Annotated in this window: 12 protein-coding genes; 8 read left to right on the forward strand and 4 right to left on the reverse strand. The window is 71.0% G+C overall.

The window, feature by feature from the left end:
* The first annotated feature begins 496 nt into the window (after nt 1-496).
* The 3 genes from ABZT12_RS13155 to ABZT12_RS13165 all read left to right on the forward strand — a co-directional run bounded on the left by ABZT12_RS13155 (nt 497) and on the right by ABZT12_RS13165 (nt 2,984).
* On the forward strand, nt 497-976 hold the full coding sequence (locus ABZT12_RS13155; protein WP_356381998.1) for a hypothetical protein: 480 nt from the start codon (nt 497-499) through the stop codon (nt 974-976).
* 91 nt (nt 977-1,067) lie between these two features.
* Nucleotides 1,068-1,394, forward strand: coding sequence for a carboxymuconolactone decarboxylase family protein (locus tag ABZT12_RS13160; RefSeq protein ID WP_356382001.1), 327 nt, complete (start codon nt 1,068-1,070; stop codon nt 1,392-1,394).
* Between the two features lie 159 nt (nt 1,395-1,553).
* Nucleotides 1,554-2,984 carry a DUF2252 domain-containing protein gene (locus ABZT12_RS13165; RefSeq protein ID WP_356382004.1) on the forward strand — a complete coding sequence of 477 codons (1,431 nt, stop codon included), beginning with the start codon at nt 1,554-1,556 and terminating at the stop codon, nt 2,982-2,984.
* Nucleotides 2,985-3,126: 142 nt separating this feature from the next.
* Here ABZT12_RS13165 and ABZT12_RS13170 read toward each other — a convergent pair whose 3' ends face one another.
* The gene (locus ABZT12_RS13170; RefSeq protein WP_356382008.1) at nt 3,127-4,395 is read right to left on the reverse strand and encodes an MFS transporter; all 1,269 of its coding nucleotides are present in this window, start codon (nt 4,393-4,395) and stop codon (nt 3,127-3,129) included.
* 79 nt (nt 4,396-4,474) lie between these two features.
* Here ABZT12_RS13170 and ABZT12_RS13175 point away from each other — a divergent pair, with 79 nt between their 5' ends.
* Nucleotides 4,475-5,491 (forward strand): ArsR family transcriptional regulator, encoded by a 1,017-nt coding sequence (locus tag ABZT12_RS13175; protein WP_356382011.1) that lies wholly within the window; start codon nt 4,475-4,477, stop codon nt 5,489-5,491.
* Between the two features lie 9 nt (nt 5,492-5,500).
* Nucleotides 5,501-6,037, forward strand: coding sequence for a glutathione peroxidase (locus ABZT12_RS13180; RefSeq protein ID WP_356382013.1), 537 nt, complete (start codon nt 5,501-5,503; stop codon nt 6,035-6,037).
* 138 nt (nt 6,038-6,175) lie between these two features.
* Here the strand turns inward: ABZT12_RS13180 and ABZT12_RS13185 are convergent, their stop codons facing one another.
* From ABZT12_RS13185 to ABZT12_RS13195, 3 genes are all read right to left on the reverse strand, one after another.
* A complete protein-coding gene (locus ABZT12_RS13185) occupies nt 6,176-6,385 on the reverse strand; it encodes a DUF397 domain-containing protein (protein ID WP_356382015.1) in 210 nt (69 codons plus the stop codon).
* A 325-nt stretch (nt 6,386-6,710) separates the two neighbouring features.
* Nucleotides 6,711-7,568, reverse strand: a complete 858-nt coding sequence (locus ABZT12_RS13190; protein WP_356382017.1) for a helix-turn-helix transcriptional regulator — start codon at nt 7,566-7,568, stop codon at nt 6,711-6,713.
* 343 nt (nt 7,569-7,911) lie between these two features.
* Nucleotides 7,912-8,667 (reverse strand): GPP34 family phosphoprotein, encoded by a 756-nt coding sequence (locus ABZT12_RS13195; protein ID WP_356382020.1) that lies wholly within the window; start codon nt 8,665-8,667, stop codon nt 7,912-7,914.
* Nucleotides 8,668-8,901: 234 nt separating this feature from the next.
* Here ABZT12_RS13195 and ABZT12_RS13200 point away from each other — a divergent pair, with 234 nt between their 5' ends.
* The 3 genes from ABZT12_RS13200 to ABZT12_RS13210 all read left to right on the forward strand — a co-directional run bounded on the left by ABZT12_RS13200 (nt 8,902) and on the right by ABZT12_RS13210 (nt 14,839).
* Entirely contained in the window at nt 8,902-11,457 is a 2,556-nt protein-coding gene (locus ABZT12_RS13200) for a D-alanyl-D-alanine carboxypeptidase (protein ID WP_356382023.1), read from the forward strand.
* Nucleotides 11,458-11,643: 186 nt separating this feature from the next.
* Complete coding sequence (locus tag ABZT12_RS13205; RefSeq protein WP_356382026.1) at nt 11,644-13,665, forward strand: MFS transporter; 2,022 nt, start codon at nt 11,644-11,646, stop codon at nt 13,663-13,665.
* A 316-nt stretch (nt 13,666-13,981) separates the two neighbouring features.
* Nucleotides 13,982-14,839 carry a hypothetical protein gene (locus ABZT12_RS13210; protein ID WP_356382029.1) on the forward strand — a complete coding sequence of 286 codons (858 nt, stop codon included), beginning with the start codon at nt 13,982-13,984 and terminating at the stop codon, nt 14,837-14,839.
* Nucleotides 14,840-14,861: the final 22 nt, after the last annotated feature.

The following is a 14,861-nucleotide window of genomic DNA, read 5'->3' on the forward strand; positions in this document are numbered from 1 at the left end:
GCCCGTGCGAACCGCTGATTGCCGTCGTTCGCGGGGTGATGCCCCGGCCACGCACACCGCGGGCAAGGTGCCGCGGGAGGCGATCTCCGACCGTTACGAACTGCTGGAGGAGCTCAGCCACGGCGGCATGGGGGACGTGTGGCGCGGCTACGACGACGCCGTGCTCGACCGGCCCGTCGCCGTGAAGCTCATCCAGCAGGCGTCGGTCAACTCCCCACAACTGGCAGAGTCCCCCAGGCGCTGGAGGAGCTGGTCCTGCACCTGCTGCGCAAGGCGCCCGAGGCGCGGCCCGCCGGCACGCAGGAGGTGTACGCGCGGCCCACGCCCTCGGCTCCGAGAGCCAGCAGGTCCTGGCGCTGCGTCGCCGGCGGGCGGCGATCCGCCTCCTCGGCGGCGACTACCGGGCCGCCCTGCCCGAGTTCGACCCCCTCGCCTACGCCCGCCTCGCCGGACCCACCGGCGAGCAGGCCCGCGCCTGCCGCGCCCAGGCAGCCCGGTGCCGCTCCGAGTCGGCCAGGTCACCGACGCGCTCGTCGCGCTCCAGGGCGTGCTGACCGTCGTAGGGGCCGTCGCCAGCGACGTGAGCGATGAAGCCGTGGAACCGCGGCACAACATCGGGATGCTGCTGCTCGCCCGGGGCCGGGCCGCCGAAGCCCGGCAGGTCCTCGAACCACTGCACCAGGACATGTGCATGGTGTTCGGCCCCGACGACGAGATGACCGTCGAGACAGCCGAAGCACTCGCCGTGATCCGCCTCGGCCTGGACGGTTCGGCTTCCTGCCCCGCTGCCTCCGTCGCCGGCGGTGTCTCCTCCCTCGGGACTCGCAGCGCGTCTGCGGCTTCTTCGGTCCGGACCTCCGTCGGACGCGCTGGCGGCCGGAGCGGGCGTCGCGGATGCGCGGGGTGGGGCGAGGCCGCGCCGAGCGCCCGGCTGTCCGCCCCCCATGCGTGTGGCTCGAAAGCGTTCTACGGTTGAGGGAATTCCACGTTCGCGCGTCCGTCTCCTGTCTCGCGGCGGATCCGCCTTCCATCTCTCGGGTTCGGAACTCACCAGGAGGGCATGCGACATGTCCACTTCATCGGAAACACCTGTCCTCGACACCCTCGCGGCCATGACGGTCGACTCACTGGAGCGGTGCGGGATGGCCCCGGACATGCTCATCCTCACGCGCATCGCGGCACTCGCCGCCTCGGACGCCCCGCCCATCTCCTACGTGGCCCACATCGACCCCGCCCTCAGGACCGGCCTGACCGCCGAACAGTTGCAGGACGTCCTGGTCGCCATCGCTCCCATCGTGGGCACCGCCCGCGTCATGACGGCAGCGGGCAACATCGCCACCGCGCTCGGTATCGCCATCGCCGTCGCCGACGCCGGAATGGATCCTCAGAGCTGAGAGCGGGCACCCACCCGGCAATCGATGATCCGCGCGGTCGGGCGTCGGAGGGCGGACCACCGAGCCGCTCTCCGTCCGACGTTCCGGCGCGCCGACGCGCGGACGCGCCCTGCGCCGGGATCTCAACGGCCGAGGAACGAGCAGGCAGGAGGGCCTTCGATGTCCCGCGAAGCGACCACGGCCATGCGCGCGGCACCCCACACGACGCCCGGGGAACGCGCGGCTCTCGGCAAGGAGGCGCGGCGCCGCTCACCGCGGTCGGCCCACGCCGTGTACAAGCCGTCTCCGGACCGGCCGGACCCGGTGGCGCTCCTGGAGGCGCAGTCCGCGGCACGGGTGCCCGAACTCGTCCCGATCCGCTACGGCCGGATGATGGAGTCCCCGTTCCGCTTCTACCGGGGCGCCGCCGCGATCATGGCGTCCGACCTGGCGGACAGCCCGCGCTCGGGACTCTCGGCCCAGCTGTGCGGGGATGCGCACATGCTGAACTTCCGGCTGCTCGCCTCGCCGGAGAGACGGCTGGTGTTCGACATCAACGACTTCGACGAGACGCTGCCGGGCCCCTGGGAGTGGGACGTCAAGCGGCTCTCGGCGAGTCTCGTCATCGCGGGCCGGGCGAACGGCTTCGACGACGCCGAGCGGGCCGGCATCGTGAGCGCCACGGTCCGTTCGTACCGCGAGACGATGATCCGTTTCGCCCGGACGGGCAACCTCGACCTCTGGTACGCGAGGATCGACGCGGACCTTCTTGAGTCGATGGCCGCGGGCCGGCTCCGCAAGCGGGGTCAGAAGAACGTGGCCCGCGCTCTGGCGAAGGCCCGTACCCGCGACAGCTTGCAGGCGTTCGACAAGCTGACCGAGACGGCCGACGGCCGGCGCAGGATCGCGGCGGATCCCCCGCTGCTGATCCCGGCCGGCGACCTGCTGCCGGACCTCGAACGCAGCGCCCTGGAGCGCCAGTTCCGTGGTCTCATCGAGCGGTACGGCAGCACGCTGACGTCCGACCGGCGCACGCTCCTGGAGGACTACCGGCTGGCGGACGTCGCCCGCAAGGTGGTCGGGGTCGGCAGCGTCGGCACCCGATGCTGGATCTTCCTCCTGCTCGGCCGCGACGGCCAGGACCCGCTCTTCCTCCAGGCCAAGGAAGCCGACACCTCGGTACTCGCCGCGCACGTAGGCGCGAGCCGCTACCGCAACCAGGGCGAACGGGTGGTCTCCGGCCAGCGGTTGATGCAAGCCACCAGTGACATCTTCCTCGGCTGGGAACGGGTGGACGGCATCGACGGCAGGCAACGCGACTTCTACGTCCGCCAGTTGCGCGACTGGAAGGGCATCGCCGTACCGGAGAGCATGGAGCCGAAGGGCATGCGGGCGTTCGGCGAGGTGTGCGGGGTCACCCTGGCCCGCGCGCACGCGCGTTCCGGTGACCGCATCGCGATCGCCGGGTACCTGGGCGGCGGCGACTCGTTCGACCGGGCACTCGCCACCTTCGCGGAGGCATACGCCGACCAGAACGAGCGCGACCACCAAGCCCTGGTCGACGCGGTACGCGCGGGCCGGCTGAGGGCGGAACAACTGCCGGCGGCCTGACCTGACCCGCGAGAAGCGCCGCGCCCGGCCCGCGTCCGCCAGCGGATCCTCCCGACAGCACTTCGCACCGAGGACGCACCGGGGACACGCCGAGGACTCGCGTGGACGGGCTTCCCCGGCTCTCAACTCCTGGGCCGGCAGCTCACTTCCTCGTCCGCCCTCCGACGTGTCGGCCCGCTTCGCCGTCCGGAACCCCGTCCGCCGGTCCGCTGTCGGCCATCGCCCTCTTGGGGCGGGCGAGTGCGGACAGGGTCAGGGTGATGGTGGCCGAGGCGAGGGCCATGGTGGTCATCGCTGTTGCGGGGGTGGTGAGTTGGGCCAGGGAGCCGGCCAGGGTGGCGGCCACGCCCTGCATGGTGAGCATGCCGGCGGAGTGCAATCCCAGGGCGTGGCCGCTGAGTTCGTCGGGTGTCAGTTCCATCAGCCGTTCCTGCTGGACCAGGCTCGCGCCGAAACCGACGGAGGCTACGGCGGCGAGCGCGGCGGCCAGGGGTACGGCCGGCCGGAGTACGAACAGGGCGTAGGGCAGGGCCAGTAGGAGCAGCAGCGGGGTGGCGGTACGGCGGCGGACGGCAGGTGGCAGCAGGCGGCCCACCGTGACATCGCCGGCCAGCATGCCCAGCGCCCCGCAGGCGAAGAGGGTGCCCGCGCTGCCGGGGGCGTAGGAGACGTAGAGGGATTCGCAGCCGACCACGAGGCCGTTGGGGAGCCAGAGGCCGAGGTAGGTGAGGCGGCGGGGGCGGGAGGACCACAGGACGGCGTTGGTGCGCCAGGTCGCCGCGACGGACGGCCGGCCGGACGTGCGCGGGGGGCGGCCGGACAGGCCCAGGCGCAGTACGGCCGACGCGGCGAGGTAGAGGACGGCCGCGAGGAGCAGTGCCACGCGGGGCGACAGCGTGGTCAGCAGTGCGCCGCCGGTCGCGAACCCGATGACCTGGGTGAGTCCGCTCATCATGTTGAAGACCGAACGCCCCAGCAGATAGCCGCCGTTGGCGTTCCCGGCGAGGATCTCGTTCAGCAGCCCCCAGCGCACTCCCCCGCCCAGGGAGGCGACCAGGCCCAGGGCGAGTACGAGGGCGAAGAGGGCACCGATCGGCAGGCCGGGCAGGGCCAGGAGGGCCGTACCGGCCGCGAAGGCGAGAGCGATGCCCGCCATGGTCGCTCTCGGGGGCAGCCGGTCGGCCGCCGAGAGCAGTGTGGTGGCGCCCAGCACCTGGGCCAGCGACGGCCCGAACATGCTCACCGCGGAGAGCAGGGGTGATTCCGTCGCCCGGTACACGAGGGTGCCCAGGGCCAGACTGCCCACGGTTCCGGCGGCGCCCTGGGCGGCCGAGGCGATGAAGAGGGGGGTGAACTCCGGTGTGCGGAAAAGGTGTTGGTAGCCCTGACGGGGGCGGCGGTCGGTGCGCATGCGGGAAGTCTGCGGTGGCCGGGGCCGCGGTCGTACTGTTTCGCGGGGTGGCGAAACATCGTACGGGAGAGGGATGTTCATGGGCTGGTGGCAGGTGAACGCCGACACGCTCGCGCGGAGCCGGTTCGTGCTGTCGCCGTTCGCGGAGACCTTCGCGGCGCTGAGGCTGCTGCACTCGGGGCGGGCCGCGCATCCCGGTGAACGGGCCTGGCTGCACGAGCAGTTGCCGGGATACCGGGCGCGCCTCGCGGCCGATCCGGTCACCGGACCGCTGATCCGGGCGGGGCTGGGGCGGGCCTGGATCGCCGACTTCCTCTCCCCGGCACCGAGGGACCGGGAGACGTTCGAGGAGGCGGTGGAGCGGGTACGGGCGACGCCCCCCGGGCGGGCGCGGGCCCATCTGCGGGTCTCGCTCGCGGGTCCGCTCCCCGCCCCGCTGGAGCGCGACGATCTGCCCGAGCACGCGGCGGCTCTCCTGGAGTACGTCTGGCGGGAGACCGTACGGCCGTCCTGGGAGCGGCGGCGCCGAGTGCTGGAGGCCGATGTCGTCGCGCGGACCGCGCAGGTCGGCGAGGGCGGCTGGGCGGCCGTGCTGGACGCGCTGCGGCCGGGGACGCGGTGGCTCGGGGAGAACCGGCTCCAGGTCAATCCGCACGAGTATCCGCCGCGGGAGATCTCCGGCGCGGAGCTGCTCTTCGTGCCGGTCACGCCGAAGGCGGGGTGGGTGTCGTGGGAGGAGCCGGACCGGTACGCGGTCGTCTACCCGTGCGCGGGCGCGCTCGCCGACCGCGGCGGGCGGCCGGTGCCCGCGGCCCTGGGCACGTTGCTGGGCACCGCTCGGGCGGGGGTGCTGGTGCTGCTGGCGTCGCCGATGAGTACCAGCCAGCTGACCGCCGTGACCGGGCAGGGGCTCGGCTCGGTCGGCCGCCATCTGCGGATACTGCTGGACGCGGGGCTGGTGCGGCGCCGGCGTTCGGGGCGGTCGGTGCTGTACTCGCGGACGGCCGCCGGGGAGGCGCTCGTGGAGGCGTCAGGAACGGCCGGAACGGCCGGAACGGCCGGGGTCAGCGGGGGTGACGGCGCCTTTCGGAGCTAGCATCCGCTTATGACTGCAGACACGAACGGCTCGAACGGTACGGACGGTACGGAGGGGAGTTCCCCTCTCGGGGTGGAGATCGGCGCTCTCAAGGGCGGCTCGGCGGACCTCTCGCAGTACGCGGGCAAGGCGGTCCTCGTGGTGAACGTGGCCTCCAAGTGCGGACTGACCCCGCAGTACACCGGTCTGGAGCGGTTGCAGGAACGGTTCGCGGAGCAGGGCTTCACCGTGCTCGGCGTCCCGTGCAACCAGTTCCTCGGGCAGGAGCCCGGCAGCGCCGAGGAGATCGCCGAGTTCTGCTCCGCGACCTACGGAGTGACGTTCCCGTTGACGGAGAAGGCCGAGGTGAACGGCGCCGGCCGGCACCCGCTGTACGAGCGTCTGGTCGGCTTCGCCGACGCCGAGGGGCACAGCGGCGACATCCGCTGGAACTTCGAGAAGTTCCTGCTCGGCCGCGACGGCCGGGTCGTGGCCCGCTTCTCCCCGCAGACCGAGCCGGAGTCGGCGGAGGTCGTGACGGCGGTGGAGGCCCAGCTCGCCGCGTAGCCGAACACCTGAGCCCTCTCGGCCAAGACGGCGAACTGGTCGAGAGGGCTCCTTCTTCGGTGCTGTGCCGCTCGTGCGGTGGTGCTGGTACGCGGTCCTGCCGGTGGTGCTTGTGGAGTCGGGGGAGCCGGTGCCGCGTCAGTGGCGGTCGAACGCTCCGCTGCCGACCTCGGTGACGAAGGCGTTCCACGACTCCGCGGGGAAGGCCAGCGTCGGGCCCCCGGGAACCTTCGAGTCCCTGACGGCCATCGCCGCGAGAAGCGGTGACTTGATCTCGACGCACGCGCCGTTGCCCGTGGAGTACGACGACTTGGTCCACGCGTCCGTGGCGCCCTGACGAATTGCCATTTTTGCTCCGGAATGCCAGTTGGTGAGTTGCTGTCCCCCGCGCCACGGGGGTCCGTTCCCGGGCCCGTCGCGCGGTTTGCGCCATCGGTGTGAATCGATGGCGTGATCGACGCTACTCGCCAACTTCGGCCTGCGAAGCGACTATTCACTCGTCTGGATGGCATATCCCCTTGGGTCTTCCATCCAACCTGAGGCAGGGTGTATCTTCCGCCCCGCTTGTACGGGTCAGTCGGTACGGGCCGTTCGCCCGCCCGACTCCCTCATCCCCCGAAGCCCCGTCAGCGCGCCACTCAGCTCCTTCAGTTCCCTCAATTCCCCAACTGCCTCAGCGCGCATACTCCTTGGCGATGTCCGCGATGAACTGCCGTGACTGCTCGACGTTCAGCGCCTGCGCCCTCAAGTGCTCGTACATCACGCTGTACTTCTGCACGTCGTTCGCCTTCTCCAGGTACAGGTCGCTGGTGACGCCCTCGATGTAGACGACGCTGGAGTCCGCCGCGTCGGGGAACTCCAGGATCGCGTACTGCCCGTTGAGCCCGGGGTGCGCGCCCATGTCGAAGGGGATCACCTGCACGGTGACGTGCGGCAGTTGGGACTGCTCGACGAGGTGCTCCAACTGGTCCCGCATCAGCGAGCGGTTGCCGACGACCCGGCGCAGCGCGGACTCGTCCAGCACGGTCCACAGCCGCAGCGGGTTCTCCGGGGCGACGATGCGTTCCTGCCGGCGCAGCCGTACCTGGACGCGCTTGTCGATGTCGGCCTGGGCGGTCTCCGGGAGCGCGCCGGCGATCAGCGCCTCCGCGTACTGCCGGGTCTGCAACAGGCCCGGGACGACCTGGGGATCGTAGACGCGGAGGCTCGCCGCGTCCGTCTCCAGGCCGATGTAGACGCTGTAGGGGATGTCGCCGAAGGAGTGCCACCAGCCCTGCTGGCGCGAGTCCTTGGCCATCTGCATCAGCGAGTCGACGATCCGGTGGTCCTCGACCTCGTAGACCCCGCAGAGATCGCGGACGTCACGCTGGCTGATGCTGCGGCGCCCGTTCTCCAGCCGGCTGATCTTCGACTGGGAGACCAGGAGGCGCTCGGCGACCTCTTCGGCCGTCATGCCCTTGAGCTCGCGGAGCCGGCGCAACTCCTGGCCCAACCGGCGCCTTCTGACGGTGGGATTGACATTGGACGCCACGGGACGTGCACCTCCGGCTGCGTGCCTTCGCTTGCTGATTGCTGCTGACGACGTGTCGCTCGTCGCAGCTGACGTGCCGCGTGCGACTTTGCGTATCTGCTGTTGAGCAGACTGCCACCAAGATGCTTACCGGCGCTGCCGAACCAGGGATATGCGGCAGGGCCCCGTCCGGTCCGAAGGGGTGCGGACGCGGCCGAGCGGGGTGCGGAGACGTAACGTCTCTGCACCCCGCTCGGACCAGCGGCTCCCGTACCGGGTCTTGGGGACTGGCGGTGCGGCGCTTGTTGGCGGTGCGGTGCTGCGGTGGTGCTCCTACGGTCGTGCGGAGCCGTGGGACTGCGGCTCAGTGGGCCACGGCGCGCGCCATGCCGCCGCGGCGCGGTTGCATCGGAACCCCATGAGCGGGCTCCGGCGCGGGCCTGGATCCGGGTGCGGCCTGACGGCCGGCCGGAGCCTGGCTGCGGCGCGGCTGAGCGGCCGCACCGTTCTGGACGTCCATCACGGCGTGCGCCACGAGTCCGCCCATCGGGTCGTGCCTGATCAGGTCGCGCAACCGGGAACGCGAGGAGCGTCCCTCGTTGCCCGGATACAGATGCTTGCCGAGGCCGACCGCGTGCGCCAGCGCGGCGAGCGCCGCGGTCCGCGGGTCCGGCGGGACGCCGGTACGGATCGCGGAGTCCAGCCTGGACCTGATCTCCCGGCTGATCTCGGTGTCGGTCGCCTGATAGCGAGTCGTCGGCAGTACCCCGCACATCTGACCCGCCACGGCATGCACCATGCCGCACCGTTCCAGATGCGAGAGGTAGGTCTGGCGCAGCCCCAGGCGGGGCCCGCCAATCCAATGGACGGCCCGTACGGGAGCGCCACGCCTGCGCAGCAACTCCAGTGCGGAGTCCAAAGTCGGATCTCCGGTCGGCCGTGGGGCTACCACGGCGATACGATCCCCGTCTGGGGCTATCCGTCCGGCCAGCGCCAGCTCCACTAGCTGTGCTCCGGCCAGACCAAGGTCGAGCGACTGCGGCTGTGCGGTGGTACCCGTGGTCGGGTCCAGCGCCAGCAACAGCAGCTCTTCCGGAATGGTTCTGCGGCTCCTGCCCATCCATGCCTCCCCGCGTGGATGAATGACAGGGTGACCCCTCTCACATTGGCTTGTCGAGGGTGCGTGACCGCTTCGTAGTGGAACCGATAGGTATGTCGTTCTCGTCTACCGCAGGAGTCAAGCCCGCACACAGGACACTGGTACATGGTTCGGACAGCGATGGGGAGTCGTTGTCGGAGCGGCAGTCAGCGGTAGAGCGGTCGGTTCGGTAGACGCACGGAGAGCGTGCGGCGCATGGAGGAGGCATCGGTGGCGGGCGAGTCCCCCGACAGGTCGAAGCAGCGCGAGTCGTCGGCAGAACCGACGTCGGGGAGCGCGGGTCCGGTTCCCGAGGCCAGGACCGGGAGCCGCGACCCGCGGCTCTCGGTGGCCCGCGAGGAGAACAAGCCGTCGACCGCGCGCGGCGGCGTGGACACGGCGACGAAGGTCTTCTCCGTACGGGACCTCCCGAAGGACGCCACGGACGCCCCCGCACCCGTCCCCACGCCCGCCCCCGAGCCGGAGGGCGAGGCCCCTCTCCGCGAGGCGGTCGTGACCCGGGGCGCGGGACCGGAGGACGAGAAGCCGACGCCGGAGACCGGGTCGGGGTCCGGAACGGGGGCGGAGGCGGAGGGTGCGTCAACGCCCGCTCCGGACAAGGAAGTTGTTGCGGACGCAAACTCCGGGGCCGACGCGAATGACGGTGCCGAGGCCGCGGGCGACTCCGGGGGCACGGCCGACGGCAACGGCAACGGCAACGGCAACGGCAACGGCAAGGACGACGCTGAGGCTGAGGCTGAGGCTGTCGCTGAGGTCGAGCCACCGGCCGAGGCAGAGGACAAGAGCGCGGAGACTCCGGCCGCGGGCGCGGGCGCAGCCGCGGAGACACCCGCGGCTGTGGACAAGGCCGGGGACAACACCGAGGACGCGGCAGGAGCCACCGAGGCCGAGGACGCGACCGGCACCACGGCGCCTGCGCCTGCCGGCGCGAACCCGAAGCCGGAGACCGACGCCGAGCCTGAGCCCAAGGCCACCGACGCAGACGCAGATGCTGCTCCCGGTGCCGCTGCCGCTGCCGCTGCCGACGATGCCTCGCGGAAGCAACCCGCAACCGACGACGAAAGCCGCACGGCCGACGCGGGTGAGGCCGACGAGGCCGAGGGCGGAGCCGAGGCCGACGAGGCCGAGGCCGAGGCCGAAGGCGAAAGAGCGCCCGAGCCCGCCGCTCCCGTCGATCACCCCACCGCCATCTTCAAGGCCGTACGCCCGCCCGAGCCCGAGGGCGACCAGCCGACCACCATGCTCAAGCTGGGCAGCACGCCCACTCCCACGGACTCTCCCAAGGCCGACGAAACCCCCAAGAATCGTAAAAACCTCAAAACCCTCAAGGCCCCCGAGTCATCCGAGTCGGAAGCCGAGCGCATCAGCAGGTTCGTCGCCCTCAAGCCGCTGGACGAACGGCGCGCCCAGCCGGACGCGACCCGCCCGGTCCCGCAGGTCGGTCCCGAGCGCACGACCCAGCAGCCGCTGCCGCCCAAGCCCCCGCTCGACCTGCTCGCCGAGCTGACCAACACTCCGCCGCCGCCGGAGACGCCGGTCCGCACGATCGTCCGGCGGGTCAAGATCTGGACCCCGCTGGTCCTCCTGCTGGCGATCGTGCTCGCGGTCGTCCAGGCCGTACGCCCGCTCCCGGCCCCGTCCCTCACCCTCACCGCCGACGACTCGTACACCTTCGGCGGCAAGAAGGCGGCCCTCCCCTGGCCCTCCGAGGGGCAGGGCTGGCTGGACGTCAACGGCATCGGCACGATGGGCAACTTCGGCAAGCAGACCCCGGTCGCCATCGGGTCGGTGGCGAAGGCGATGACCGCGTACCTCGTTCTCAAGGACCACCCGCTGAAGACGGGCTCTGAGGGCGCGAAGATCAAGGTCGACGCGACGGCGCAGAAGGAGGGCGGCTACGACAAGAACGGCGAGTCGACCCTCAACACGGTGCAGGCCGGCGACGTCCTCACCGAGAAGCAGGCCCTGTCCGCGGTGATGATTCCGTCCGCGAACAACATCGCGCGGCTGCTTGCCCGGTGGGACGCGGGTTCCGAGACGGCGTTCATCCGGAAGATGAACGCCACCGCCAAGAAGCTCGGGATGACGCACACGACGTACACCGACGCCTCGGGTCTGAAGGAGTCGACGGTCTCCACCTCCGAGGACCAGGTGAAGCTCGGCAACGAGCTGGTGAAGATCCCGGCCCTGATGGACATCACCAAGCTGCCCAGCTGGACCGACCCGTCGGGCCACAAGTGGCGCAACTACAACGAGCTGGTGCCGTACAACGGCGCGATCGGCATCAAGACCGGCACGACGACCGCGGCCGGCGGAAATTTGCTGTTCGCGGCGACGAAGGCGGTCGGCGGCGAGACGGTCACCGTCGTCGGCGCGATCCTCGGCCAGCACACGGCGCCGATCATCGACACGGTGAACACGGTCAGCAGGACCGCGATGCTCGGTGCGCAGTCGGCGCTGACCTCAGCGAAGATCCTGAAGAAGGGTGACGTCGTCGGGTACGTGGACGACCAGCTCGGCAACCACACCCCGGTCGTCCTCACCAAGGACGTCGCCGCGGTCGGCTGGGCGGGCCTGAAGGTGAAGCTGTCGTTCGACGCCGACGCCGTACCGCACACCGCGAAGGCCGGCACCCAGGTGGGCACGCTCACCGTCGGCGACGGCTCCAGCGGCGCGGTCAAGGTCCCCGTGGCCCTCCAGAAGGACCTGGCGGAGCCGGGCCTCAGCGACAAACTGACCCGCCTCGGCTGACCCGACAGCCGACGTGTGTCACCGCACCCCGCTGTCCGGGGTCTGCTCCGGAGCCGACCGGCGGGGTGCGTGCTAGCGTCACGAAACGGGGCGAGCAGTCGGTCGCCGGGACGCGACCGCACACCGACCGCGCACAGAACGGGACGCGGTCGCGAACAGGAGACGGGACACGGGGAGTGCCTTCAGGTGGCCACAGTGGAGCCGACACGCACCGACGACGTCGAACCGGGCCGGAGTACCGGCCCGCGAATACGCCTGCCCGAGTCAGAAATCCTGGACACCCCGGACGCCCGGGAGACCCAGGAGACTCGGGACACCCCGGACACTCCTGAGGCCCCCACCCCGCGGGCCGCCACCCATACGGCGCAGAGCGCGCACCCCGCACAGCCCGCGCACTCCGCGGAGCCCTCGCAGCCCTCGCGGCCCGAGCAGACCGCACAGGTCCCCGACCCGCCCCGCACCACCTGGAAAGCCCGCGCGCTCGCCCTCGTGCTCAAAGCGCGCGCCCCCTTCCTGCGGCACCCGGTGGTCGGTATCACCCTCCTCGCCGGTGCCCTGCACATAGTCTGGTTCTTCACGTTCGCGAACAGTGGCGGCGACCTGGCCGCACAGGACGCGTGGGCGGAGTTCGTCGGCCGCCACCCCGACTCGGCGTACAACCTCGCCTGGTACGGCGGTATGCACCCGGTGTCGTACAGCGTGGTGTCGCCGTACCTGATGTCGGTGCTCGGCGTCCGTACGACGATGATGATCGCCGGCACGCTCTCGGCGGGTCTGCTCACCATGATCCTGATCCGCAGCCGCTCGGTGAGGAACCCGCTGTGGGCCTCGCTGGCCGGACTCTTCGCGCTGCTGTGCAACGCGGCGTCGGGCCGGGTGACGTACGGACTGGGCACGGTCTTCGCGCTCGGCGCGGTCGCCGTCGTGTTCTGCTGGCCGTACCGCTGGCGCTACAAGCGCTGGGCGAAGGCGCTGTGCGCGGCGCCGCTGGCCGCGCTGGCGACGATGTCCTCGCCGGTGGCGGGGTTGTTCGTGGGGCTGGTGGCGGTCGCCCTGTTCCTGCAGAAGCGGCGGCCGGGCGCCTGGGCGCTGGGGGTCGCGCCGGCGGCGGTGGTCGCGGTGTCGGCGTGGCTGTTCCCGTTCTCGGGCACCCAGCCGATGGGGTTCGGCTCGGTGATCCTGCCGCTGCTGTCCGGGGTCCTCGTCTACGCCGTGGTGCCCCGCGAGTGGACGACGGTCCGGCTGACGTCCGCCGTCTACTCCCTCGGGGTCATCCTGGTCTGGCTGGTCAGCTCGCAGATCGGCTCCAACATCACGCGGCTGGCGATGCTCTTCGCCGGGGTCGTGCTGATCGCGGCGCTGCCGTTCGCGGTGCCGCGGTCGCGCAAGTGGTACGTGATCGTGCTCGCCTTCCTCGGCTTCACCGGCTGGATCGGCTTCAAGTCGGTCGACGACATAGTGCACACCACGCCTGCCGCCTCCTGGGCCCGTGAACTCGCCCCGCTCGTCAACGAGTTGCAGGGCGTCGGCGCCGAGCGCGGCCGGGTCGAGGTGGTCCCGGCCCGCTCGCACATCGAGGCCTCCGCACTCGCGCCGTACGTCAATCTGGCGCGCGGCTGGAACCGTCAGGCCGACATGGAGCGCAACCCCCTCTTCTACGACGACACCCTCGACTCGGCCAACTACCACCAGTGGTTGCAGCGCTGGGCGGTGCACTACGTCGTGCTGCCCAAGGACGAGCCGGACGGCTCCGGCGGGGAGCGCGAACGGGGGCTGGTGCAGCGCGGGATGCCGTATCTGAAGCAGATCTGGGGCGACGCGAACTGGCAGTTGTTCGCGGTGACCGACCCGGTGCCGCTGGCCGATCCGCCGGCCACGGTGGACCGGGCCGAGCAGGGCGAGCTGACCATCGAGGTGAAGAAGCCGGGCCGGGTCCTGATCCGGGTGCCGTACTCCCCCTGGCTGGGCCTGGTCGACGCCAAGGGCAAGAGCGTGCAGGCGCCCCAGGAGACGGCGGCGTCCAAGCACCGCGCGAACGGTACGCCGAAGACGTTCGACAACGTCAACGGCTGTCTGATGGAGACGGAGCAGGACGCGTCGGGCGACAAGTGGACGATGCTGCTGGCGCCGAAGGCGGGCACGTACCGGCTGGCGGCGCCGTACCAGTTGCCGCGGGGCACCGCGTGTCCGGACGAGCTGAAGAAGTAGCGGCGGCCAGCGGAGCCGGTCCACGTAGGTGTCCGTGCCCGGCACCGTGGGGGACGAACGGAGCGAGCAACTCCACGCGTCCCAGGCCCGATTCGGGCACGCGGATCGGGGACGAACGCGACGTCACCGTACGGAAGGAGCCGTGGTCAGCGAAGAGTCGGCGCAGCATCCTCGTTCCTTGTCGGTGGTCCGTTGCGCGCGGCGGGGCGCGGCCGTTGATCCGCCTGTCGGCTTGGCGCGCGTGATCGCTGAACCTCGGACAGAGTCGAGCGGAACGCCTCTCCCAATCTGATGCCGCGTCAGCTAGACCGGAGCCATGACAGACGACGCGACGCACGCAGACGGAACTCACAGCGACCTGTACGCCGAGCTGGCCGCCGTCGGCCCTTACGGAGCCGACCTCGGGCACGCGCTCATCACCATGGTCGAGCCGCACCCCGGCCGGGAGCGCGAATACAATCGCTGGTACGAAGACGACCACTTCATCGCCGGCGCGATGGCCATGCCATGGATGTACGCCGGGCGCCGCTGGGTCGCCACGCGGGACCTGCAACTCCTGCGCTACCCCGAGAAGTCCGCCGTCGCGCAGCCAGTGACGGCCGGGTGCTACCTATCCGTCTACTGGATGACCGCCGGCCGCTACGCCGACCACATGAAATGGACTGTCGGCATCAACAAGCGCCTCAACCGCGACCACCGTGTCTTCCAGGATCGCACGCACGTCTTCACCGCCTTCCAGGACCACACGACGACTGTCTACCGCGACGGGGGCCACGGTCCCCGCGACATCCATGCCCTCGACCATCCCTACGCCGGGCTCGTCGTCCAGGTCATCGACGCCGACTCCCCCGCCGGGCTCACGGACCTGCTCGCCTGGCTGCGCGACGACCATCTTCCGAAGCAGCTGGCGGGCTCGCCCGCGGCCATGGTGACCGTCTTCGCGCCGACGCCGCTGCCCATGGACCGGATGACCTACGTCAAGCAGGTCGAGGGGGTCGGAACCCGGCTGACCCTGCTGTGGTTCCTGCAACACGACCCCCGCGACACCTGGCGCGACCACTTCGCGAACCTGGACACGGCCGTGGCGGCTTCGGAGTTGGGCGTCGTGCGGTTCGTCGCACCGTTCATCCCCACCGTGCCGGGAACGGACCGCTACGTGGACGAGCTGCGATGAGCCCAACGCGCGCCGTCTGAGG

The organism is Streptomyces sp. NPDC005423 (assembly GCF_040606415.1).
GTDB lineage: Bacteria > Actinomycetota > Actinomycetes > Streptomycetales > Streptomycetaceae > Streptomyces.

Excerpts from the sequence above, each read along its gene's own strand:
- ABZT12_RS13160 (WP_356382001.1), top strand. The coding sequence starts at position 1,068 with ATGTCCACTTCATCGGAAACACCTGTCCTCGACACCCTCGCGGCCATG.
- ABZT12_RS13165 (WP_356382004.1), top strand. The coding sequence starts at position 1,554 with ATGTCCCGCGAAGCGACCACGGCCATGCGCGCGGCACCCCACACGACG.
- ABZT12_RS13170 (WP_356382008.1), bottom strand. The coding sequence starts at position 4,395 with ATGCGCACCGACCGCCGCCCCCGTCAGGGCTACCAACACCTTTTCCGC.
- ABZT12_RS13175 (WP_356382011.1), top strand. The coding sequence starts at position 4,475 with ATGGGCTGGTGGCAGGTGAACGCCGACACGCTCGCGCGGAGCCGGTTC.
- ABZT12_RS13180 (WP_356382013.1), top strand. The coding sequence starts at position 5,501 with ATGACTGCAGACACGAACGGCTCGAACGGTACGGACGGTACGGAGGGG.
- ABZT12_RS13185 (WP_356382015.1), bottom strand. The coding sequence starts at position 6,385 with ATGGCAATTCGTCAGGGCGCCACGGACGCGTGGACCAAGTCGTCGTAC.
- ABZT12_RS13195 (WP_356382020.1), bottom strand. The coding sequence starts at position 8,667 with ATGGGCAGGAGCCGCAGAACCATTCCGGAAGAGCTGCTGTTGCTGGCG.
- ABZT12_RS13200 (WP_356382023.1), top strand. The coding sequence starts at position 8,902 with ATGGAGGAGGCATCGGTGGCGGGCGAGTCCCCCGACAGGTCGAAGCAG.
- ABZT12_RS13210 (WP_356382029.1), top strand. The coding sequence starts at position 13,982 with ATGACAGACGACGCGACGCACGCAGACGGAACTCACAGCGACCTGTAC.